19 protein-coding genes and 1 tRNA gene are annotated in these 23,591 nt (G+C 56.4%); 3 read left to right on the forward strand and 17 right to left on the reverse strand.

The genetic code is table 11. The annotated features are described in order from the left end of the window. Positions 1–254 precede the first annotated feature (254 nt). Positions 255–1,067 carry a putative rhamnosyl transferase gene (locus tag ACSQ13_RS11815; RefSeq protein ID WP_295513213.1) on the forward strand — a complete coding sequence of 271 codons (813 nt, stop codon included), beginning with the start codon at positions 255–257 and terminating at the stop codon, positions 1,065–1,067. Beyond that, positions 1,064–1,873 carry a putative rhamnosyl transferase gene (locus tag ACSQ13_RS11820; protein WP_176250662.1) on the forward strand — a complete coding sequence of 270 codons (810 nt, stop codon included), beginning with the start codon at positions 1,064–1,066 and terminating at the stop codon, positions 1,871–1,873. The genes ACSQ13_RS11815 and ACSQ13_RS11820 overlap by 4 nt, the downstream gene beginning before the upstream one ends. Here the strand turns inward: ACSQ13_RS11820 and ACSQ13_RS11825 are convergent. From ACSQ13_RS11825 to ACSQ13_RS11895, 15 genes are all read right to left on the reverse strand, one after another. Next, positions 1,862–2,728, reverse strand: a complete 867-nt coding sequence (locus ACSQ13_RS11825) for a DMT family transporter (protein ID WP_176250663.1) — start codon at positions 2,726–2,728, stop codon at positions 1,862–1,864. The genes ACSQ13_RS11820 and ACSQ13_RS11825 overlap by 12 nt on opposite strands. Positions 2,729–2,912: 184 nt before the next feature. Further along, positions 2,913–7,160 carry a DNA-directed RNA polymerase subunit beta' gene (gene rpoC / locus ACSQ13_RS11830; protein WP_176250664.1) on the reverse strand — a complete coding sequence of 1,416 codons (4,248 nt, stop codon included), beginning with the start codon at positions 7,158–7,160 and terminating at the stop codon, positions 2,913–2,915. 94 nt (positions 7,161–7,254) lie between these two features. Beyond that, a complete protein-coding gene (rpoB, locus tag ACSQ13_RS11835; protein ID WP_295513215.1) occupies positions 7,255–11,394 on the reverse strand; it encodes a DNA-directed RNA polymerase subunit beta in 4,140 nt (1,379 codons plus the stop codon). A 289-nt stretch (positions 11,395–11,683) separates the two neighbouring features. Further along, a complete protein-coding gene (gene rplL / locus ACSQ13_RS11840) occupies positions 11,684–12,055 on the reverse strand; it encodes a 50S ribosomal protein L7/L12 (protein WP_176250666.1) in 372 nt (123 codons plus the stop codon). Between the two features lie 75 nt (positions 12,056–12,130). After that, entirely contained in the window at positions 12,131–12,646 is a 516-nt protein-coding gene (gene rplJ / locus ACSQ13_RS11845) for a 50S ribosomal protein L10 (RefSeq protein ID WP_176250667.1), read from the reverse strand. Positions 12,647–13,048: 402 nt separating this feature from the next. Then, positions 13,049–13,783 carry a CatB-related O-acetyltransferase gene (locus ACSQ13_RS11850; protein ID WP_295513217.1) on the reverse strand — a complete coding sequence of 245 codons (735 nt, stop codon included), beginning with the start codon at positions 13,781–13,783 and terminating at the stop codon, positions 13,049–13,051. A gap of 183 nt (positions 13,784–13,966) precedes the next feature. Further along, complete coding sequence (gene rplA / locus ACSQ13_RS11855; RefSeq protein ID WP_176250669.1) at positions 13,967–14,665, reverse strand: 50S ribosomal protein L1; 699 nt, start codon at positions 14,663–14,665, stop codon at positions 13,967–13,969. Between the two features lies 1 nt (position 14,666). Continuing rightward, positions 14,667–15,092 carry a 50S ribosomal protein L11 gene (gene rplK, locus ACSQ13_RS11860; RefSeq protein ID WP_176250670.1) on the reverse strand — a complete coding sequence of 142 codons (426 nt, stop codon included), beginning with the start codon at positions 15,090–15,092 and terminating at the stop codon, positions 14,667–14,669. 159 nt (positions 15,093–15,251) lie between these two features. Further along, positions 15,252–15,785: a transcription termination/antitermination protein NusG gene (gene nusG / locus ACSQ13_RS11865; protein ID WP_176250671.1), complete on the reverse strand. Its 534-nt coding sequence runs from the start codon at positions 15,783–15,785 to the stop codon at positions 15,252–15,254. Positions 15,786–15,992: 207 nt separating this feature from the next. Then, positions 15,993–16,190, reverse strand: coding sequence for a preprotein translocase subunit SecE (secE, locus tag ACSQ13_RS11870; protein WP_176250672.1), 198 nt, complete (start codon positions 16,188–16,190; stop codon positions 15,993–15,995). A gap of 86 nt (positions 16,191–16,276) precedes the next feature. Continuing rightward, entirely contained in the window at positions 16,277–16,924 is a 648-nt protein-coding gene (locus ACSQ13_RS11875) for a hypothetical protein (RefSeq protein WP_295513219.1), read from the reverse strand. A 118-nt stretch (positions 16,925–17,042) separates the two neighbouring features. Continuing rightward, positions 17,043–17,118: transfer RNA gene (locus ACSQ13_RS11880), tRNA-Trp, on the reverse strand. 73 nt (positions 17,119–17,191) lie between these two features. Next, positions 17,192–17,683 (reverse strand): GNAT family N-acetyltransferase, encoded by a 492-nt coding sequence (locus ACSQ13_RS11885; RefSeq protein WP_176250674.1) that lies wholly within the window; start codon positions 17,681–17,683, stop codon positions 17,192–17,194. A 121-nt stretch (positions 17,684–17,804) separates the two neighbouring features. Beyond that, positions 17,805–18,980 (reverse strand): elongation factor Tu, encoded by a 1,176-nt coding sequence (tuf, locus tag ACSQ13_RS11890; RefSeq protein ID WP_176250675.1) that lies wholly within the window; start codon positions 18,978–18,980, stop codon positions 17,805–17,807. Positions 18,981–19,112: 132 nt separating this feature from the next. Continuing rightward, entirely contained in the window at positions 19,113–19,712 is a 600-nt protein-coding gene (locus ACSQ13_RS11895) for a hypothetical protein (RefSeq protein ID WP_255200213.1), read from the reverse strand. Between the two features lie 128 nt (positions 19,713–19,840). Between ACSQ13_RS11895 and ACSQ13_RS11900 the strand changes: the two genes are divergently transcribed. Further along, a complete protein-coding gene (locus tag ACSQ13_RS11900; protein WP_176250676.1) occupies positions 19,841–21,193 on the forward strand; it encodes a cytochrome P450 in 1,353 nt (450 codons plus the stop codon). Here ACSQ13_RS11900 and ACSQ13_RS11905 read toward each other — a convergent pair. Then, a complete protein-coding gene (locus tag ACSQ13_RS11905) occupies positions 21,190–22,284 on the reverse strand; it encodes a M48 family metallopeptidase (protein ID WP_295512837.1) in 1,095 nt (364 codons plus the stop codon). The genes ACSQ13_RS11900 and ACSQ13_RS11905 overlap by 4 nt on opposite strands. Beyond that, positions 22,281–23,591: a DUF898 family protein gene (locus ACSQ13_RS11910; protein WP_295512836.1), complete on the reverse strand. Its 1,311-nt coding sequence runs from the start codon at positions 23,589–23,591 to the stop codon at positions 22,281–22,283. The genes ACSQ13_RS11905 and ACSQ13_RS11910 overlap by 4 nt, the downstream gene beginning before the upstream one ends.

The raw sequence follows: 23,591 nt of genomic DNA on the forward strand, positions 1-23,591 counted from the left end.
AAACGAGGCGGTGGGGTAACAGAGGATCGGGTCAGCATTAGACCGGATCGTGACCACAGGTGGTATGATTTCGGCACTGCAGGGCGACCCCCACATCCGAGATATGGCGCGTATATGCAGAGTCGCCCCCACTGTCAACACCAGCGGTGCCGATGGGCCGCGTTACGCGTAAAAGTCGAATTGCTGCTTGCAATAACACGCCTGACCCCGCCATATTTGAACCGTTCTCGTGGTTGGTCAAGGGCCCCTATTCGATGCAGATCATTGGTCTTTGCCGGTTTTCCTATCCTGCCCTTGGCGGATTTCAGGTCGGGCACGACACGGTCGAGGACCGCATCGCCTATCTTTACCACGAGGGGCGGCTTGAAGAGCGGTTTCAACTGTTCGAAACCGTCGCCCTGCCCTGCCTGAAAGCGCAGACCGACCCCGATTTCGAACTGATCATCGTGATCGGTGATATGATGCCCGGGCATCATGTGGACCGTCTGCGCGACATCACCGCCGATCTGCCGCAGGCCCGTCTCCACGCTGAACCGCCCCGCAAGCACCGCGAGGTGATGAAAGAGATCCTCAACAACGCGCGCAACCCCGATCTGCCCTGTTTGCAGTTCCGCTTTGACGACGATGACGCCGTCGCTGTGGACTTTATTGATCGGCTGCGCACCGCGTCGGACGATTGTTTCGGCCTGACGCAGGCGCATAGGACCGTCGCCTTTGACTGGAATCGCGGGCTGATCGCGGAGTACGGCGCCGATGGCATCGCCGCGACCGAGGTGTTTCGCCCCTTTGATGTAGCCGCACTGGCCATGTACGTCCGGCCACGGTGCCCGCTGACCATCATGAACTACGCGCATAACAAGATTAACCGCTTTATGCCGTCAGTCTCATTCGACACCCAACATATGTTCGTGCGGGGGCACAACGCATCAAACGACAGCCGCCAAAAGGGCGAAGCGCCCGCCGATGTCGTGCCCCTGACAGCCGAGGGCGAAAAGATGTTCCGCAAACGCTTTGCCATTGATGCGAACGCCGTCCGTGCCATTTTCAGCAAAGGTCAGCCGGCATGAGAACCGTTGGCCTTTGCCGTTTCTCCTATGCCGGTGAAGGCGGGTTCAAAGTGGGGCATCCCGATTTTGCCGCGCTCGAGACCTTTCTGTACGGCAAGGACCGGATGGAAGAACGCTTTCGTCTGTTCGAGACGATCACCCTGCCCAGTGTCGCAGGCCAGACAGACCCCGATTTTACGTTCCTGATCGTCACGGGTACCGGCTTTCCAACGCCCTATCTTGAACGGCTGCTGGACCTGACCAAAGACATCCCGCAATGCGTGGTCAAACAATACCTGCCCCGCCCCCATCGCCGCATCATGAGCAAGGCGATCAAGGACTGGCGCGGCGGGACGGATGAACCCTGCCTGCAATTCCGGCTTGATGACGACGACGCCATGGCGCTCAGCTTTGTCGAAAAGTTCAAGCAGACGGCGGATGACATCGCGCCAATCTGTGCCCGACATTCTTCGGTCGCGGTGGATTTCAATCAGGGGTACATCTATACGGCCGGGGCCAAGGGGCTAAAGCTTTGGGCCTATCACTATCCCTATTCCGCCGTGGCGCTTGGCATGGTGGTGCAAGCCGGATCAGACGACACCATCATGAGCCACGGCCACCAGAACCTGTGGAAGACGATGCCGACCATGACCTTTACCGGCGAAGACATGATGATGCGCGGGCATAATGATTTCAACGACAGCCGCCTGAAGGGCAAAAAGAACGTCTTTGATTATCAGGTGATGTCACCCGAACAGGCCCGCCACATCCGCCAGACCTTTGGCATTGATGACGACCATGTGCGCAGCGTTTTCCTAGCGCGATGACAGCTTGCGTTCGCGGTACAGGGTGAACAGGCCCGTGGCCGCCACGATCGCGGCCCCAACAAGGGTCGATGGCAGCGGCCAGTCACCAAAGACAAACCACCCCAGGATCAACGCCCAGATCAGCCCCGTGTACCGGAAGGGCGCGATAAACGACACGTCGCCCGTTCTCATGGTCTGAACGCTGAAATAGTACCCGATCAAGACGAAAACAGCAGCGGCCCCGATCGCGGTCCAATGGGCATTCGACACATCAGCCCAAGGTGTCGCCAGTTGCGCAAAGCCCGAAAATATCGTGACCGAAAGAACCGCGGCCAGCGTGACGGTCATCGACGGCACATCCCGTGACAGCCGCCGGGTACTCAGATCGCGCACCGTGACAAACACCACCGCGACCAGCGCATAGACCGACCAGATGTTGAACCCGTCGGTACCGGGTTTGACGATCAGCATCACCCCCATGAAGCCGACCAGAATGGCCGACATCCGTTTCCAGCCAACAGCCTCGCGGTAAAACAGCGCGGCCCCCAGGGTCACCGTCAACGGCAGGGATTGCAAAATCGCGCTCAGGTTTGCCAGCGGCATATTGAACAACGCGGTCACAAAGAAATAACTGGCCCCGACTTCGGACGCGGACCTTATGCCCACTAGCTTCCAGTCGCGACGGCTAAGCCGCAGATGCATCGGGCCAAGACGCCCCCACAAGACCAGCAAAAGCGAGATCGAGATCAGCCCGCGCAAGAACAACAGTTGAAACAACGGGACTTCGCCGCCGGTTGTTTTCGTCATCGTGTCGTTCAGCGTAAACGCCGCCATTGAGCCCATCATGAAAAGGGCTCCGATCAGATTTGGCGACATGGGCGGGCTTTCGGTTGACTATCTATGTCGCGATCATTGCCCGATAGATCGCGAAAGTACCAGCCCGTTCCCGGCAGGTGGCAGGGGCTGGCAATGCAAGTCTATTGGAAATCATGTTTCAAAAGAAAAAGGCCCCCGCTGATGTCTCCGCGGGGGCCTTTCATTTTCTAGCTCAGATCAAAGATCAGTTGCGGCTTTCGTCATCGCTTGGGACAGTGTTGAACACATCCCCACCGACCACATCATTGGCAGCAGCCGCTGGCGCAGCCAGACGTGCCGCTGTTTCAGCTTCTTCGCGACGGGCTTCGATCACCACATTGTCACGATCCACTGCAACTTTGCGCATCTGCTGGGTCGCACCACCGGTACCGGCTGGGATCAGACGGCCAACGATGACGTTTTCCTTCAGACCGACCAGCTTGTCGCGCTTGCCCTGAACCGATGCTTCGGTCAGCACGCGTGTGGTTTCCTGGAACGATGCCGCCGAGATAAAGCTGCGGGTTTGCAGGCTTGCCTTGGTGATACCCAGAAGGATCGGTTCGCCCGTTGCCGGACGGCCACCCTTGGAAATCGCCTTTTCACAAGCTTGGTCAAACTCTTGCTTGTCGACGTGTTCGCCTTTCAGCAGCGTGGTGTCGCCGCTGTCCTGAACTTCCCACTTCTGAAGCATCTGACGTACGATAACTTCGATGTGCTTATCGTTGATCTTAACGCCTTGCAGACGGTAAACATCCTGCACCTCGTCGATCATGTAGTCGGCCAAGGCCTCTACACCCATGATCGCAAGAATGTCGTGCGGTGCCGGGTTGCCATCCATGATGTAATCGCCCTTTTGGACAAAGTCACCTTCCGCAACCGGAATGTGCTTACCCTTAGGCACCATGTATTCAACTTTGTGATCCGGATCCTCGGACGATTCAATCGAGATACGACGCTTGTTCTTGTAGTCTTTGCCGTAGCGCACATAGCCGTCGATTTCCGCGATGATGGCGTGGTCCTTGGGGCGACGTGCCTCAAAGAGTTCGGCCACACGTGGCAGACCACCGGTAATGTCCTTGGTCTTGGCACCTTCGCGCGGGATACGCGCAACGATGTCACCGGCCTTGATTTCGGTCTGGTCCTCAACGGACAGAACGGCATCAACGGACATTGGGTAGGTCACCGGGTTGCCCGCATCGTTACGGACCGGCTCGCCATCGGCATCCAGGATCATGACTTCAGGCTTCAACTCGTTGCCTTTGGGGGCAGCGCGCCAGTCGATCACGATTTTCTGGGTCATGCCTGTCGCATCATCCGTTTCATCCTTGACCGCGATCCCCGACACAAGGTCGACGAACTTGGTCATACCGGATTTCTCGGCGATGATTGGCAGCGTGTACGGATCCCATTCAAACAGCTTGTCGCCGCGCAAGACCGACTGGCCTTCCTTGACGAACAGCTTGGTACCGTAACCGACCTTGTGGTTGGCACGCTCATCGCCGTTTTCATCCACGATCGAGAGTTTCATGTTCCGGCCCATCACCATGATCTCGCCAGCGGCGTTCTCAAGGGTCATGGCGCTTTCGAACACGATCTTACCGGGCTGGGATGCCTCGAGGAAGGACTGCTGGCCACCTTGTGCAACACCACCAATGTGGAATGTACGCATGGTCAGCTGGGTGCCGGGTTCACCGATCGACTGTGCGGCGATAATGCCGACAGCTTCACCTTGGTTCACCAAAGTACCACGTGCAAGGTCACGACCATAACACATGGCGCAGACGCCCTCTTCGGCCTCACAGGTCAGCGGGCTGCGGATGCGTGCGGACAATACAGCCGCCTCATCCACGATATCCGCCAGACGTTCGTCAATGATTGTCTGCGCAGGGACCAACACTTCGTCAGTGCCCGGACGCAGGATATCATCAGCCGTAACGCGACCCAGCAGACGCTCTGCCAACGACGACACAACTTCACCATCGTTAACCGCGGCTTCGGCAGTGATTGCTGTTTCGGTGCCACAGTCATGCAAACGAACGATACAATCTTGTGCCACGTCCACCAGACGACGGGTCAGGTAACCCGAGTTCGCTGTTTTCAAAGCGGTATCCGACAGACCCTTACGGGCACCGTGGGTGGAGTTGAAGTACTCCAGAACGGTCAGACCTTCTTTAAAGTTCGAGATAATCGGGGTCTCGATGATGTCGCCGTTCGGCTTCGCCATCAGACCGCGCATCCCGCCCAGCTGTTTCATCTGAGTAACCGAACCACGCGCACCGGAGTGCGCCATCATGTAAACCGAGTTCGGTTCGTTTTCAGAGCCGTTTTCGCCGTAGGTCGTGGCGGAAATCGCACCCATCATCGCGTCGGTGACTTTGTCGTTACACTTTGACCATGCATCGACGACTTTGTTGTACTTTTCACCCTGAGTGATCAGGCCGTCCATGTACTGCTGTTCAAAGTCTTTCACCTGATCGCGGGTTTCTTCAACCAGTGGCCATTTGCTGTCAGGGATCAACATGTCGTCCTTACCGAACGAAATGCCTGCCTTGAAAGCTTCGCGGAAGCCCATTGTCATGATCTGGTCACAGAAGATGACGGATTCCTTTTGGCCACAATAACGGTAGACCGTATCGATGACCTGCTGCACTTCTTTCTTGCGCAGCAAACGGTTCACCAGATCAAACGGCGCTTTTGCGTTCAGCGGCAGCAACGCCCCCAGACGGACACGGCCAGGGGTCGTATCAAAACGCTTCATGATCTCGTTGCCTTCGGCATCGATCTGTTTGATCCGTGCCTTGACCTTGGAGTGCAAGTGGATCGCACCCGCGTCCAAAGCGTGCTCGACCTCTTCGACCGAACCGAACACCATGTCCTGACCGACCATGCCTTCACGCTCGAGAGTCGTATAGTACAGACCCAAGATCATGTCCTGCGACGGAACAATGATCGGTGCGCCGTTTGCAGGCGACAGAACGTTGTTCGTGGACATCATCAAGACGCGTGCTTCCAGCTGGGCTTCCAGGGAAAGCGGCACGTGAACAGCCATTTGGTCGCCGTCAAAGTCAGCGTTAAACGCGGAACAGACCAGCGGGTGCAGCTGGATGGCCTTACCTTCGATCAGAACCGGTTCGAACGCCTGAATGCCAAGACGGTGCAAGGTAGGTGCACGGTTCAGCATGACGGGGTGTTCGCGGATGACTTCATCCAGGATATCCCAAACCTCGGGACGCTCTTTTTCGACCAGCTTCTTGGCTTGCTTCACAGTGGAAGACAGACCTTTGGCCTCAAGACGCGAATAGATGAACGGCTTGAACAGTTCGAGCGCCATCTTTTTCGGCAAACCACACTGGTGCAGTTTAAGCTCAGGACCAGTCACAATAACCGAACGACCCGAGAAGTCGACGCGCTTACCCAAAAGGTTCTGACGGAAGCGACCCTGCTTACCCTTCAGCATGTCGGACAGCGATTTCAACGGACGCTTGTTGGCACCCGTGATCACGCGGCCACGACGGCCGTTATCGAACAGCGCATCGACAGATTCCTGCAACATACGCTTTTCGTTGCGCACGATGATGTCGGGCGCGCGCAGTTCGATCAGACGCTTGAGACGGTTGTTCCGGTTGATCACGCGGCGATACAGGTCGTTCAGGTCAGACGTCGCAAAACGGCCACCATCCAGCGGCACCAGCGGGCGCAGTTCTGGCGGGATAACCGGAATGACGGTCATGACCATCCACTCGGGCCGGTTGCCAGACTCGAGGAAGGATTCAACAACCTTCAAACGCTTGATGATCTTCTTTGGCTTCAATTCGCCAGTCGCTTCTTTCAGATCCGCACGCAGCGTGTCTGCTTCAGCTTCCAGATCGATCGCGGCCAGCATTTCGCGGATCGCTTCGGCACCGATGTTGGCGGTAAACGCGTCCATGCCATAGATGTCTTGCGCTTCCATGAACTCTTCTTCGGTCATCATCTGACCATAGGTGAGTTCAGTCAGACCGGGTTCGATCACGACGTAGTTTTCGAAATACAAAACACGTTCCAGATCGCGCAATGTCATGTCCAGCATCAGGCCGATCCGCGATGGAAGCGACTTGAGGAACCAGATGTGCGCAACAGGAGACGCCAGTTCGATGTGGCCCATCCGCTCGCGGCGGACCTTTTGCAACGTGACTTCAACGCCACATTTTTCGCAGACAACGCCGCGATATTTCATGCGCTTGTATTTGCCACACAGACATTCGTAGTCTTTGATCGGTCCAAAGATACGCGCGCAGAACAGGCCGTCACGCTCTGGCTTGAACGTACGGTAGTTAATGGTTTCGGGTTTCTTGATCTCACCGAACGACCACGACAGGATACGCTCTGGCGATGCCAAAGATACCTTGATCTCGTCGAACGTCTTCATCGGTGCGACGGGGTTGAACGGGTTGTTTGTCAGTTCCTGGTTCATCTTAAATCCTTAGATTAATCTCGAAAGCGAAAGGAGGGGGCCCGATTTCTTCGAAGAAATCGGGCCGGAATTTTCGAAAATTCCGGCGCTGCCCTTACTCGTCTTCCTCCGCATCCAGGAGTTCCATATTCAGGCCAAGGCCACGGACTTCTTTGACAAGAACGTTGAACGATTCCGGAATACCGGCTTCGAAGTTGTCCTCGCCTTTGACGATGCTTTCATAGACCTTTGTGCGGCCTGCAACGTCATCCGATTTCACAGTCAGCATTTCCTGCAGGGTGTATGCAGCGCCGTAAGCTTCCAGAGCCCAGACCTCCATCTCACCAAAGCGCTGACCACCGAACTGCGCTTTACCGCCCAATGGCTGCTGGGTGACCAGCGAGTATGGACCGGTGGAACGCGCGTGGATCTTGTCATCCACAAGGTGGTGCAGTTTCAGCAGGTATTTGACGCCAACGGTCACAGGGCGGGCAAACTGCTCGCCTGTGCGGCCGTCAAACAGCACCGACTGACCCGAGGTGTCGAACCCGGCCCGTGTCAAACTGTCGTTCACGTCTGCTTCCTTGGCACCGTCAAAGACGGGCGTCGCGATTGGCACACCGCGGGTCACATTGCCCGCCGCCTCCAAGAGCGTTGCTTCGTCCATGCCGGCGATGCCTTCTTCGTAAACGTCCGCGCCGTAAGCGTGGCTCATCGCATCGCGTACAGGTGTCAAATCGCCGGAGCGCTTATATTCCTGCAATGCTTCGTCGATGTTGATGCCCAGGCCGCGTGCAGCCCAACCCATGTGGGTTTCAAGGATCTGACCGACGTTCATACGCGAAGGAACGCCCAACGGGTTCAAACAGAAGTCGACTGGCGTACCATCCGCAAGGAATGGCATGTCTTCCATCGGTACAACCTTGGAAATAACACCCTTGTTGCCGTGACGACCGGCCATTTTATCGCCCGGTTGCAGCTTGCGCTTCACCGCCACGAATACTTTGACCATTTTCATCACGCCTGGGGGCAAATCATCGCCACGGCGTACTTTTTCGACTTTGTCCTCAAAGCGGTTGTTCAACGTACGCTTCTGGATTTCGTACTGTTCGTTCAGCGCTTCGACGATTTTCGCATCGTCTTCGTCCGCCAAAGCCAACTGCCACCACTGACCGCGGGACAATTGATCATCCAGCAGCTCTTCGGTGATCTGGCTGTTCGACTTGACGCCTTTCGGACCTTTGACAGCAACTTTGCCAAGGATCATCTGACGCAGACGCGCATAGATGTTGCGATCGAGGATACCAAGTTCATCGTCACGGTCGCGGGCAAGGCGTTCAACCTCTTCGCGCTCGATCTGCAAGGCACGTTCGTCTTTTTCAACACCGTGACGGTTAAAGACGCGGACTTCGACAACTGTACCGAAATCGCCCGGCTTCACGCGCAACGATGTGTCACGCACGTCAGACGCTTTTTCACCAAAGATGGCGCGCAGCAGTTTTTCTTCTGGCGTCATCGGGCTTTCGCCCTTTGGTGTGATCTTGCCGACCAGAATGTCACCCGGTTCAACATCCGCGCCGATGTACACGATGCCCGCCTCGTCGAGGTTGCGCAGCGCTTCTTCACCAACGTTTGGAATATCGCGTGTGATTTCCTCTGGCCCGAGCTTTGTATCGCGTGCAGCCACTTCGAATTCTTCGATGTGGATCGACGTGAACACGTCATCGCGCGAAACCCGCTCGGAGATCAGGATGGAGTCTTCGTAGTTGTAGCCGTTCCAAGGCATAAACGCGACGATCACGTTTTTACCAAGGGCCAGTTCACCCATGTCGGTCGATGGACCGTCAGCGATAACCTGACCTTTAACAACCGTGTCGCCCACTTTCACCAGCGGACGCTGGTTAATACAGGTGTTCTGGTTGGAACGCTGGAACTTGCGCATGCGGTAGATGTCTACCCCTGCATCGCCCAGCTCAAGGTCTTCGGTCGCACGCAAAACGATACGCGATGCATCGACCTGGTCGATGATACCGCCACGTTTGGCCATATAGGCCGCACCGGAGTCCCGTGCCACGACTTCTTCGATACCGGTCCCGACAAGCGGGGCTTCGGCCTGAAGCAATGGAACAGCCTGACGTTGCATGTTCGAGCCCATCAAGGCCCTGTTCGCATCGTCGTTTTCCAGGAACGGGATCAGCGATGCCGCAACGGACACCAACTGCTTTGGCGAAACGTCGATCAGGTCAACGCTTTCGGAAGGCGACAGCGTGTAGTCACCCGATTTGCGTGTCGAAACCAGATCGTTGACGAACTTCATGTTCTCATCAAGGTTCGCGTTGGCCTGCGCCACAGTGTGACGCATTTCTTCGGTCGCGGACATATATTGAACTTCGTCGGAAACAACACCGTTCGATACCTTGCGGTAAGGTGTTTCGATAAAGCCGTACTTGTTCACACGGGCGAATGTCGCCAGCGAGTTGATCAGACCAATGTTCGGGCCTTCGGGCGTTTCAATCGGACACATCCGGCCATAGTGGGTCGGGTGAACGTCACGTACTTCAAAGCCGGCGCGTTCGCGTGTCAGACCACCTGGTCCAAGCGCTGAAAGGCGACGCTTGTGCGTAACCTCGGACAGCGGGTTGGTTTGGTCCATAAACTGCGACAGCTGCGAAGAGCCGAAGAATTCACGCACCGCAGCGGCTGCTGGCTTGGCGTTGATCAGGTCTTGCGGCATCACTGTGTCGATTTCGACCGAGGACATACGCTCTTTGATTGCGCGTTCCATACGCAGCAAACCAACGCGATACTGATTTTCCATCAATTCGCCAACGGAACGAACACGACGGTTACCAAGGTGGTCAATATCGTCGATATCGCCACGGCCATCGCGCAGGTCAACCAGCGCCTTGATGCACGATACGATATCATCGCGATCCAGCGTGCGCTGAGTGTCTTCCTTGTCGAGCGCCAGACGCATGTTCATCTTTACGCGACCAACAGCAGACAGGTCATAGCGTTCGCTGTCAAAGAACAACGTGTCGAACAGGTTCGACGCGGCCTCGACTGTGGGCGGCTCACCCGGGCGCATGACGCGATAGATATCCATGAGCGCGGTGTCGCGGTTCATGTTCTTGTCGTTCGCCATGGTGTTGCGCATGTAGGGGCCGACATTGATGTTGTCGATGTCCAAGAGTGGGATCTCGGTAATGCCAGCATCAACAAGTTCTTTGGCGGTGCCGCCGATAAGCGTACCGTCTTTGTCGTACTCAAGCGTCATCTCGTCGCCGGCTTCGACATAAATCGCGCCGGTTTCTTCGTTGATGATGTCACGTGCAACAAATTTGCCTTCGATGTGACCGAACGGCAAAAGCAACTCGCTTACTTTACCTTCGTCAACCAACTGCTTAACGGCACGAGGCGTGATCTTCTTGCCTTTTTCAAACAGGACTTCACCTGTCGCGGCATCAACCAGATCATAGGTCGGACGTGTGCCCCGCACACGGTCCGGATAGAACGGCGCAACCCAGCCTTCACCGGCTTTCAGCGTGAAGTTCACTGTGTTGTAATAAGCGTCCATGATCGCTTCTTGGTCAAGACCAAGCGCATAGAGCAACGTTGTCACAGGCAATTTGCGACGACGGTCGATCCGCGCGAACACGATGTCTTTTGCGTCGAATTCAAAATCCAGCCAGGACCCGCGGTAAGGAATGATCCGGCAGGCAAACAACAGCTTGCCCGAAGAGTGGGTTTTACCCTTGTCGTGGTCAAAGAAAACGCCAGGCGAACGGTGCATCTGCGAAACGATAACACGCTCGGTGCCGTTCACAACGAAGGTCCCGTTCGGGGTCATCAAAGGCATATCGCCCATGAACACGTCTTGTTCTTTAATGTCTTTTACCGACTTCGCGCCGGTGTCTTCGTCCACATCAAATACGATCAGACGCAACGTCACCTTCAAAGGCGCGCTGTAGGTCATGTCACGCTGCTGACATTCCTCAACATCGTATTTGGGTTTCTCAAGCTCGTACTTGACGTACTCAAGCACCGAAGTCTCGTTGAAATCTTTGATCGGGAATACCGACTGGAAGACGCCCTGAATGCCGTCGCCATCTGTCGGTGTGTCCGCATCGCCGGAGCGCAGGAACAGATCATAAGAGGATTTTTGAACCTCGATCAGGTTCGGCATCTCCAGAACTTCACGGATTTTGCCATAGTATTTACGTAGACGTTTCTGGCCAAGGAAGGATTGCGCCATGTGTCATGTCACCTTTCGTGTCTCTTGCCGAGCACGCCATCACCGGGGCCGTGATGCGCGCCCATAAGAGCGGTAAATCCTGGTCAATTCTTGAAGCACGTCCCACCGTACCTCTTCCGACCCTTAGGACCTATCCAGAGAAGTATTTCGCGCGAAATACTTGTCAAAACAGGTTAGGCTGGACAGGGAAATATCCCCATCCAGCCTTGTCATTTGCGGGCTGCCCCGGAATTTGTCAAAAATTCCGGTCCGTTTTCTTTGAAAGAAAACGGCACCCAGATCAAATGGCTTACGCCAGTTCGACCTCTGCGCCAGCTGCAACCAGCTTGGCCATTACTTCTTCGGCTTCGGCCTTGTCGACGCCTTCTTTGATCTTGCCGCCAGCTTCGACCAAGTCTTTGGCTTCTTTCAGGCCCAGACCGGTGATGCCGCGAACTTCTTTGATCACGTTGATTTTGGATGCGCCGGCGTTCTTCAGAACGACGTCGAATTCAGTTTTCTCTTCAGCAGCAGCACCTGCATCGGCAGGGCCAGCCATCATCACAGCGCCACCAGCGGCGGGCTCGATGCCATACTCGTCTTTGAGGATGGTTTTCAGTTCTTGTGCTTCAAGCAGTGTCAGACCAACGATGTCTTCTGCCAGTTTTTTCAGATCAGCCATGTTCAGCTCTTTCCGTTAACGATATGTGTGTTCCAACGCGAGTGTTCAACCCTGCGCCAGCTTGACGATATTGCTTTACGCAGCCGCCTTGTCCTCGATCGTGGACAAGATGGATGCGATATTGCTTGCAGGTGCGCCAATGGCCCCAGCGATGTTGGAAGCAGGTGCGCCCAGCATGCCCGCGATGGTGGAGATAAGCTCCTCCCGCGAAGGCATCTTGGACACGGCTTCAACACCGGCGGCGTCCAGTGCGTTCTCGCCCATTGCACCACCGAGAATCACAAACTTTTGATTCTCTTTGGCGAAGTCCTGAGCAACCTTAGCGGCGGCTACGGGATCTTCGGAATAGGTCAGAACGGTCATACCCGTCAGGAGTTCCGCAATGCTTTCGCATGGCTTTCCATCAAGGGCAATTTTGGCGAGCCTGTTTTTGGCAACACGCACGGCCCCACCTGCAGCGCGAGCGCGTGCACGAAGGTCCTGCATTTCAGCAACTGTCAGGCCGACGTAGTGGCTTACCACAACGACGCCAGAGCTTTCAAAGATTTGGCCGAGCTCGTCGACCAACTGTTCTTTCTGGGCTCTATCCACAGTTTCACTCCAAATCTGGGGGTTACCCCCCGGCTCAATTAAGTTTGCTTTCGCAAACAGTCTTGGTCCATTTTACGGGAATAAGCCAAAATGCCCTCACGCTTGCGCGCTTGGTAATTCTAACGTCTCCCATCTCGGAAAGGAAATTAAGGCTCATCGCCACCCTTCGTCTCGGACAGAAGACTCACCCGAAGAAACTTCAGGTGAATCGAGGGCCTCTATATAAAGAGTTTTCAGGGATGCCAAGGGGCAATAAAGCTATTTCAGCCACAGCAGTGCCGCCGTTGCAAAGGTGTTCATATTCGACTGCATATTTCCTGACGACCGGAGCGATGAAACGGGCGCATACTGGGAAAGCATGGACCAACCATCAGCGATGACGGCGTCAGGATAGTGCCCGTCTCAACCTGATACCTGTGTTCGTAACAAGTCGCGGAGAAGAAAACGATCTTCGGCCATGGGCTGCAACTGTCCGCTTGCCACCGCCCGCTCAAGCGCAACGGCAAACCGCGCCGGCTGATCCGGCTGAAGGGGAATGAGGTCAGACACTGCATACCGCCACCATTCCAGCTGCAGGAATGCAGACGATAGATGAGGATCAAAGCGATGTCGGATGACACGTGCCGGCACGCCGCCAACAACTGAAAAAGGAGCCACGTCCTGTGTGACCAAAGCATCGACAGCAATGATTGCACCGTCACCGATGCTGACCCCTTCCCTGATGCGCACAGTCTCTCCGATCCAGACGTCATTGCCAATCCGGACCTTGGCCGAAGGCGCGTCGAACGGGACCATTAAATCGCTCTGTTCCATATCCCCCCCCCATTCACGAAATTTGCGCCGCTGGTAAAAAACCGGGCTGGTCGAGGATCGGTCAATAGGATGCGTATTGGTAAAGGTCTGAAGACCAGCCCCAATCGAACAGTAGCGACCAACGTATTCGACATGCCGCGCAAAGGAATGCGAATAGCTGTAGGCTCCAAGCGGCATGACGCCATCTGCCGAATGCGTGGAATGCGCCTCAAGACCATGAGCCGGCTCGGGAATTCGCAGGGGATCGGGACCAGCTGGCGCGTTGATACGTACGCCTTTCTTGGCGAGCCACCGCAATTGATCTTTTGTGAGATTGAGGCTCAAGAAAAAACTTCTCTCTATGCGGGCTGCTACCTGGTCTGCGTTCGGGCCAGTTTGCGCTTTGTCTGCGCCTTCGACAACCCCTTCGAGATCCCGAAACGGCCACGGGCAAAAGCGACACATGAAAAAGCCCTCCGCACGGGGTACGGAGGGCCAAATCAAGATAACGTCAATTTAAGAAACGCGTTACTCGGTAACAGCGTTGTCCACTTCAACAGATACGCCTGGGCCCATTGTGGAGCTGAGGACGATCTTCTTCATGTAGGTACCCTTGGAACCCGTAGGCTTCGCCTTGGAGACGGCACCAACGAAAGAGCGGATGTTTTCAACCAGCTTGGCTTCGTCGAAGGACAGTTTGCCGATGCCAGCATGCACAACGCCGCCTTTTTCAGCTTTGAACTGAACCTGACCGCCTTTGGCAGCTTCAACAGCTTCTTTGATGTCCATTGTAACTGTGCCAACTTTTGGGTTTGGCATCAGGTTGCGTGGACCAAGAACCTTACCAAGACGACCAACGATTGGCATCATGTCAGGTGTCGCGATGCAACGGTCAAAGTCGATCTTGCCGCCTTGTACCGCTTCCATCAGGTCTTCTGCGCCAACGATATCGGCACCAGCTGCTGTTGCTTCGTCTGCTTTTGCGCCACGTGCAAATACCGCAACACGTACGGTTTTGCCTGTGCCGTTTGGCAGGCCAACAACACCGCGAACCATTTGGTCAGCGTGACGTGGGTCAACACCAAGGTTCATGGCGATTTCGATGGTCTCATCAAACTTCGCGTTTGCGTTTGCCTTGATCAGCGTTACCGCTTCTTCAACAGACAGGTTGTCTTTGCCGGCGAATGCTTCGCGTGCGGCGCGGGTGCGTTTTCCGAATTTTGCCATCTTACTTCACCTCAATGCCCATGGAACGGGCGGAGCCCAGAATGATCTTCATCGCGGCTTCAACATCCACGGCGCTCAGATCGGCCATCTTTGCTTCTGCGATTTCGCGCAGTTGCTTGGTGGTCACTGTACCAACAGTTTCACGGCTCGGTGTTTTCGCACCAGAGTTAATCTTGGCAGCTTTTTTCAGGTAATAGGACGCAGGAGGCGTCTTGATGTCCATGGTAAAGGACTTGTCCTGGTAATAGCTGATCACGGTCGGGCAAGGGGCACCTGGCTCCAGGTCCGCTGTCTTGGCGTTGAACGCCTTACAGAATTCCATGATGTTAATCCCGCGCTGACCCAATGCAGGACCAACAGGTGGGGATGGGTTCGCTTGACCCGCTTTAACTTGCAACTTCATCTTACCGACGAGCTTCTTGGCCATTGGCCTTCTCCTTTTTATGTCGGTGGGTTTGCACCCACCCTACACAACCACAACGCGTTGTGATCGCTTGCTAGCGTGGTCCGGCGTGGCTGCGCGCAGCTTTGCCTCCCACAAACGAACGGTGTCGCCACCGCATGGCGGGTTGCCCCGCCGACCCGCTCAGATCTGTTTGTTGACCTGAGTGAATTCCAATTCGACCGGTGTTTCACGGCCAAAGATCGACACAGACACCTTGAGGCGCTGGTTCTCTTCGTCGACTTCCTCGATCATACCGTCAAAGTCTTCGAACGGACCATCAGCAACCTTGACGCGCTCGCCCACTTCAAAGTGGATCAATGTGCGTGGTGCTTCCTCGCCTTCCTGGACACGGCCCAGGATCGCGGTCACTTCTGCATCGCGCATCGGCATCGGGCGCCCTTGTGGACCCAAGAAACCTGTAACGCGGTTGATCGAGTTGATCAGGTGATAGCCACGGTCGGACATTTCCATGTGCACCAGCACATAGCCGGGCATAAAGCGCCGCTCTGTCGTGACTTTTTTGCCGCGCCGAACTTCGATCACCTCTTCGGTGGGAACCAGCACTTCGTCGATCTGGTCCTCAAGCTCTTGCTCGGCGACCGTTGTGCGGATCTGTTCGGCGATCTTTTTCTCGAAATTCGACAAAACACTGACCGAATACCATCTTTTCGCCATCTGAACTCTGGTCCCTGTCTTGCGATGCGCATGTTTGCAGCATCAAATTCTCAATAAAGCGACAGGCACTTGCCTGCCTTTCCTGAACAAAAAATCGGCGCGCAACTCGAATCGCCGCACGCCCTTTGTCAGGTTAGGATTGCGGGATAGCCCGCATATCCAAATGTTTCAAGGGGGTGAGCAAGGTTTTGCACATCCCCGTCGCGATCATCCGAAGTAGGAAAGCACGTACTGCAAGCCGCCACGGATCAAGATATCAACGATTGCGAAAAACACCGCTGTCAGTGCCGCAAGGATGAAAACCATCACGGTTGTCAGCATCACCTCGCGGCGGGTCGGCCATACGACCTTGGACACTTCCGAGCGCACTTGCTGAATGAACTGGAGTGGATTGACTGTGGCCATGACGCGTTTCCTGTTTTTCAAAGGTTTCTGCGATGTAGCCGCCAATGCGACCGAATTCAAGACGTCAATCGTATCAGCCCGTCGGCCTAGGCATTCCGCGCATGGGCCAGGTCATCCATCCGCAATTCAAACTTTTCCGAATCCTGCTGCGCAAAAGCGGCAATATCGCTGACATCAGGCAAATAAAGCGCCGCGACCCAGCCTTCGGGGAAACGGTCCAGGATCGCATCCCAACGCATCGCGACCCGGTCTATCTCTGCATGGATTGCAGCTGCTTTTTCAGGGTGTCGTGCAACATACCAGCGCAAGGGTTTGAGCATCATCTGCCAGAACCCGTCATAGCCATAGGCCACATAGAGCGCCGAAACGACCGCCGCCAGAAACAGGGTCAGAACCACGAACAGGACCGGATGAAATATCGCGGCTGAGACCACCGCAAACCCGCAGACAAATCCGGCGGCCGTTGCACGCAGCGATACAGGTGCCTGTTGCGCAGCGATTTCCTCGGCCGGCATTTCGGCGGGCTGTCCGCCGCGCGCAAGCTTGGTTTGCACCGCGCCCGTGATCCTGCCGACAATGCGTTTGATGCCCCCTGCCTCGGGGGTCTCGGGGACGGAGGGGCGCACAAGGCCCGGCTGCGCGGCTGGATGCGGCGCGTTCTGATGACCTGAATCATCATAACGGGGCATATCTGTGAAATGGTCCAAATCGGCAGGCTTGTTTTTGCGCAACATATAAAGGCATCCACCTTTTAAAAAACGAGATGGAAAGTGTCGCGCCATGCTGCGGCAATTCAGCGGCCATATTATGACCACTCAAAGGCATATCGCAAAAGATCAATGTCAGGAAAATTGGCAGGGGCTGAGGGACTCGAACCCACGACCCTCGGTTTTGGAGACCGATGCTCTACCAACTGAGCTAAACCCCTATGCCGAGTGGTGAGGTAGTCTGGAATCGCGAGGGGATCAAGAGCATATGCACCAAAGGGCGGGAAAATCCTTCTAGCTGTCGCCCGAGCGTCGATACTCCTGCTCTTTCACGACCGTTCCCCAGACATCGCCTTCTTGCTCTGCGTGCAACACAAAGCCGAAACTGCGGTAAAGATGCAAGGCTGGTTCCAGCCCGGCAAAGGTGTGCAGCCACATTCTGCCTTGGCTGTGCTGCTCGGCATGGGCCACGGCCATGCTTAACAGCTTGCGCCCGATCCCCGAGCCCCGACAGCGGTCCGCACAGATGAACCACCTCAGATGCGCGCCACGCGCCTGCGATTCCGGATCATGAAGGTTCAGGATCAACGAAGCCGCGACCCCCTGATCATCACGGGCAAGCAGCACCAGATCTGGGTCCTTCCTGCCATGGGCGAACTCGGCAAGCTGGTGCGCCACCTTGGCCTCGAAGTAGCTGGTGAAGCCCCAATGCTTTGCATAGTGGGTTCCGTGCAGCTGAATGATCTGCCCGATCGCGCCCGGAAAGAAATCGTGGGTAATGTCCATGCTGTGGCCTTTCACGCTGCGCGTATTCTATCCCCCTGCCCCCGCAAAAGAAAAGGCCGCCCCGGTATGGGACGGCCTTGTTTGATGTGACGTGTGTGGGGGCGTGCCCCCAGACAGCAGCTTACTCGTTGATCTTGGACACAACGCCCGCGCCAACAGTGCGGCCGCCTTCGCGGATCGCAAAGCGCAGACCGTCTTCCATCGCGATGGGTGCGATCAGTTCAACGTCGAACTGCAGGTTGTCGCCTGGCATAACCATTTCAGTGCCTTCTGGCAGCTGAACTGTACCGGTGACGTCTGTGGTCCGGAAGTAGAACTGTGGACGGTAGTTCGCGAAGAATGGCGTGTGACGGCCACCCTCTTCCTTGGTCAGAATATACGCTTCGGCTGTGAACTTGGTGTGTGGCTTAACCGAACCTGGCTTACACAGAACCTGACCACGCTCAACGCCTTCACGGTCAACGCCGCGCAGCAGGGCACCGATGTTGTCGCCAGCTTCACCGCGGTCCAGCAGTTTGCGGAACATTTCAACGCCGGTACAGGTGGTTTTCTTGGTGTCGCGGATACCAACGATTTCGATTTCGTCGCCAACGTTGATCACGCCACGCTCGATACGGCCTGTCACAACGGTACCACGACCGGAGATCGAGAACACGTCTTCCACTGGCATCAGGAACGGCTGGTCAACAGCGCGTGCAGGTGTCGGGATGAATTCGTCAACGGCTTTCATCAGCGCGCGGATCGAGTTTTCACCGATCTCTGGGTCGCGGCCTTCCATGGCTGCCAGAGCGGAACCAGGAACAACCGGCATGTCGTCGCCAGGGTAGTCGTAGGAAGACAGCAATTCGCGGATTTCCATTTCCACCAATTCCAGCAGTTCCGCATCGTCAACCTGGTCAACTTTGTTCATGTAAACAACCATGGTCGGGATACCAACTTGGCGGCCCAGCAGGATGTGCTCGCGGGTTTGTGGCATTGGGCCGTCAGCCGCGTTCACAACCAGGATCGCGCCGTCCATCTGTGCCGCACCGGTGATCATGTTCTTTACATAGTCAGCGTGGCCTGGGCAGTCGACGTGTGCATAGTGACGTGCTTCGGTTTCGTACTCAACGTGAGCGGTCGAAATGGTGATGCCGCGTGCTTTTTCTTCGGGCGCGCCGTCAATCTGGTCATACGCTTTGAAATCGCCAAAATACTTGGTGATCGCAGCTGTCAACGTCGTTTTGCCGTGGTCAACGTGACCGATCGTGCCGATGTTAACGTGTGGTTTATTACGTTCAAACTTTGCCTTAGCCATGGAGCAGCCCTTTATATTAATGAGGGCCCTACGTCAGACCCAAACCTATCTGGCGGGCGATGTATTGGGTCTGACGCATAAAATCAAGCGCCTGTTCGCGCTTGATACCGGCATCGGCAAAGTAATTTGCGCTTATTCGGTCTTGGCGGCGGGGGCATTCGTGGTCTTGGCCCGTACAATCACCGCATCAGCGGGCCGGTTGAACCACCCTTCGGCAGCGTTTTGCTTGACCAGATAGGTCTCAATCGACTTGGCCGCATTCTGGCTCAGGTTCTTCAACTGCTCTTGGGCGGTCTTGGTATAACCGGACCCGATGATAGGGCCCTGATCGAATGATTCGAAAACTGTAATCTGATGCGGCTTGTCGGTCAGTTTGACGCCAGCGGCATCATCCCAGACAGTCAGGTTGATAATCATGATTGATTTTGGGGCCAGAACCAGCGGAATGCCCGGAGGGGCCAGAACATAGCCTTCGACGCTGACGCCAAAGTGATAATTGCGCGCCCCATCATAACGGTCGAACCGCTCTGCAATCGCATCCTTTACGGCTGTGGTCAGGACTTCTTCGGTGACCACGCGGCTGATCGGCAGCTTTTGGACTTTGGGGGCCACCACGATATTGTGGTACAGGTTGAAGTCACCCAGCGGCACTGGCGGCTTGTTCAGATCGGCTGCGCCATTGCAGGCGGCCAAAAAGGTAACGGTCATCAAAATGGCAAAAACACGAAACATTCAAAGCCTCCATCGGCGAAAAGTTACTCAAGGCGATACCGCAAGCCCCTCTTGGGTGCAATCTTTTGCCGCGTTTGTAACCGGCAGCAGCCATCCTATCTGTGATATGTCTCTGAAAGGCACCCATCATGAGCCAACCGCCCCTTCCTGTCCGCGTTCCTCTTGTGACCAAACCTTTGGGCATTCTGAAAAGCCTGCAAATGGCGCGGCGCAATATCCTGAGCATCATCCCCGCCATCGCGACCAAACAGCCGATGGTGTCGGGCAAAACCGGTAAACGCTGGCATATGGTCGTGGACCCCGCCGCCATCCGCGAGATGCTGCTGGACCGCCTGGATGATTACCCCAAATCCCTCGTGACCAAGAACCTGCTGAAACCCGCCATCGGGGAATCGCTGTTCATTGCCGAAGGCGCGCATTGGCGCTGGCAGCGCCGCGCGGCTGCCCCGGTCTTTTCCCCCCGCAATATGTTGAACCTGGCCCCCATCATGACCGCTGCCGCAGAGCGGTCTTGTGACCGCATCGCCGCCGCTGGCCCCCGCGCCATCAACATGCTGGACGAAATGGTCACGACCACCTTTGACGTGATTTCCGATGTGACGTTTTCGGGCGGCGATACTTTTGACCGCGACGCGGTGCACCATGCGATCGACGATTACATCGCGCAGGCGGGCAAGATCAGCCTTTTCGACGTGCTGGGCCTTCCCGACTGGGTGCCGCGCCCCGACCGGATTTTGTCGGGCAAAGCCCTGAAGGAAATGAAACAAATTGCAGATACCGCTATCGAGGCGCGGGCCAAGCGCGGCCATGACGGCACGCCCGATCTGCTGGACCTGCTGCTTGAAGGGGTCGATCCCAAGACCAAACGGCAGATGAACACCGCCGAACTGCGCGACAACCTGTTGACGTTTATCGTCGCGGGACACGAGACGACGGCCCTGACCCTGTCATGGTCGCTTTATCTGATGGGGTTCGACCAAGACGCCCAGGACAAGGCCCGCGCCGAGGCGCAATCGGTGTTGCAGGGCCGCGCGGCCACCGGCGATGATGTCGAAAACCTGCCCTATATCCGCCAGATCATCGACGAGGCGCTGCGCCTTTACCCCCCTGCGGGGATGATTTCGCGAACAGCACAGAAACCGGACACTTTGGGCGGGCGGGAAATCAGACCGGGCGATACGGTGATCATCCCGATCTACGCCCTGGGCCGCCACGAACAGCTTTGGGATGATCCCGATGCCTTCAAGCCCGAACGGTTCGAGGACCGCAAATCGATTGACCGCTATGCCTATCTGCCCTTTGGCGATGGCCCGCGCATCTGCATCGGGGCCAGCTTTGCCCTGCAAGAGGCGGTTATCATCCTTGCGACCCTGCTATCACGGTTCAAATTCACCGCCGTCAAAGGGAAAGACCCCGAACCCGTGATGATCCTGACCTTGCGCCCGGATGGCGGTGTTTGGCTGACGGCAGAACCGGTCTAATCGCAGATCGCTTGCAGATCGGCCCAAGCGGCATCGTCCAGAATGGCGGCGTAGTCGCGGGTTGCGTCGGCAGCGGCGCGGGCGTTTTCAATGCGGTCCCCAAGGCTGGGGTGGCTTAGAAAATGGTTTAGCAATTCGTTGCCCTCGCCATGTTCGTCGCGCAGCCGTTCAAACATGGTCCCAAGGGCTGCGGGCGAGACATTTGCCGCCTCAAGTCTGGCATAGCCGAAGGTGTCGGCATCGGTTTCGGCCTTCTGGCTGTAGGTCGCACTGATCAGCCGCTCGGTCAGAAACAAGACCGCAGCACCGCCAGCAAAATCCCCGAACAGCAGGCCCAGTATGCCGATTGACCCGGCCGACCGTAATGCATGCCGTGTGGGGTCACGGCTGACCACATGGCCGATCTCGTGGGCCAGTACGGCGGCAACTTCGTCAGGGGTTTTCGCCTGATCAATCAGCCCCTTGAAGATCACGACGAACCCGCCCGGCAGCGCAAAGGCATTGATCATTTCGTGGTCCAGCACCGTGACGCTCAGGCCCTCCAGTGCCCCCTCGCCCGCGTTCAATGCGGCGGTCATCTGCGCCAGTGCCCTGACGCCTGCGGGGTTTTCGCACATGGCCAACGGTGCCATGCCGGTTTCGTCCAACGCGTTGCGGATCTGTTCAAACGTCGCCTCGCCCAAGGCGCGTTCGCCGGCGGGCGGGATGAAAACGGCAAGGCGATCCGCCAGCAACGGCACAAGAACCGTGACCTGAAGCGCCACTGCCGCAACCGCAGCAACGGCCCAGGCGGCCAGTCTACCACGCCCCTTGGGCGGGGCACGCCGCGTGGCATTCGGCAAATATCCAAGCAGGGTTTTGTCGGTGACAAACAGGCGCGCCAAAGGGTCGGTGATCAGCCGCAAACTATAGCTGTTTTTGTCGGCCCCGTCTTGCAGCACACGGATGTCCTTGACGGGCCAGAACAGCGTGCTGCCATCGTCCAGCCCGATTTGCAGGTTCTGGTTGGCAATGTGCAGGCTGACTTCTTCGCTGATCGGGCGATCACCGTCGAAATAGGCAGACCCGAAACCGTTGAACCCTGCGCTCATATCGCAGCCCCCAGGTCCAGCGCTTCGGCAAAGCCTTCGGCCTCGGTGAATTCATCACGGTCGCGCTGGCTGATGACCTGCAAACCATAGCGCTGTGGCAGCGACAGCGTCTTGGTCATGTGACGCATTAAGGGAAAGGTCACGAAAGTGCTGTAAAGCACGTTCCACATCAGGAAAACCGACAGGTAAAACACCGCGACCAATGCCAGCGCCATACCGCGAGGGATATCAACATCTGCACCAAAATCGCCAAATGCGCCGTCCATCATCGCGCTTGGCCCCAGCGTTACAAACGCGAAAATCACCAGCCCGACGATCCCGACCAGCAGCGCCAGATAGGCAATAAAGCTGCCCAGAACATAAATGCTGGCCACGCGCGGGCCGCTTAGCCTTGACTGCAAACTAATCCCTTCGGAGGTTTTATGGTTCGCCATCAGCCGTTTGGAGGCGAAGCGGTAATGGATCGCGCCGTAAAGCAACCCCATGATCCCCAATGGAAAAATTGCCAAACGCTCAGCGCCGACAACCGGAAATGCGGGTACGCCGCCATCCATTATTTCCTCGAATGACCGGGCCACCCCTTCGGCCGTGATGTCTGCCGATACCACGATTGGGTCCCACCATAACAGCCAGCCCGCGCCCGCAGCCAAGATCAGAAGCGACACGAAAATCGGAATCGCCGCGCGGTACAGCATTGTCCAACGCCCGTCCTGATGCAGTCGGGCAGAGCCGAAATAGGTGCGGTCAGTGACATATTTTTCAAGCGCAAAGGTCATGCGCGGCCACAGCAGGCCAAGCGTCAGGATGGTCACCGCCCAATGCATCAAAGCGCGCCACGCATAGCCCCAAGCGCCCTTTTCAAGGCCAAACCGCACACCGCGCCAACGGGTGCGGGCCAGAACATAGCGCCGCGCGCGGTACCTTGCATAGAACCAGATCGGGATCACCCCGATCGCGCTTGCCAGATAGCCGACAGATGCGCTGGCAAAAACAGAAAAGCTGACGAACATGACCATCAGATTAACGACGCCGATGTAAAAGGTCAGGACCACTACCGCGATGAAAAACCCCAGCAGTTTTTCCCAAGGGTCGCCCACATATTCCATCGGATGTCCGCCGGGCCGGATCGCGGACCAGAACCAGCGCCGTAACCTTGTCTTCATCCAGAAGCGGTAAAACCCCAGCGTGATGACTGTCAGAAATCCGGTTTTCAACGCCAACCAGAACAGGGCACTGCGTTTACCAACAAACTGAACAGGAAGGCCCTCAGGCCCTGACGCTGGATATGTCAGTGTGGCGTCGGTCAT

The organism is Sulfitobacter sp. SH22 (assembly GCF_965641905.1).
Lineage (GTDB): Bacteria > Pseudomonadota > Alphaproteobacteria > Rhodobacterales > Rhodobacteraceae > Sulfitobacter.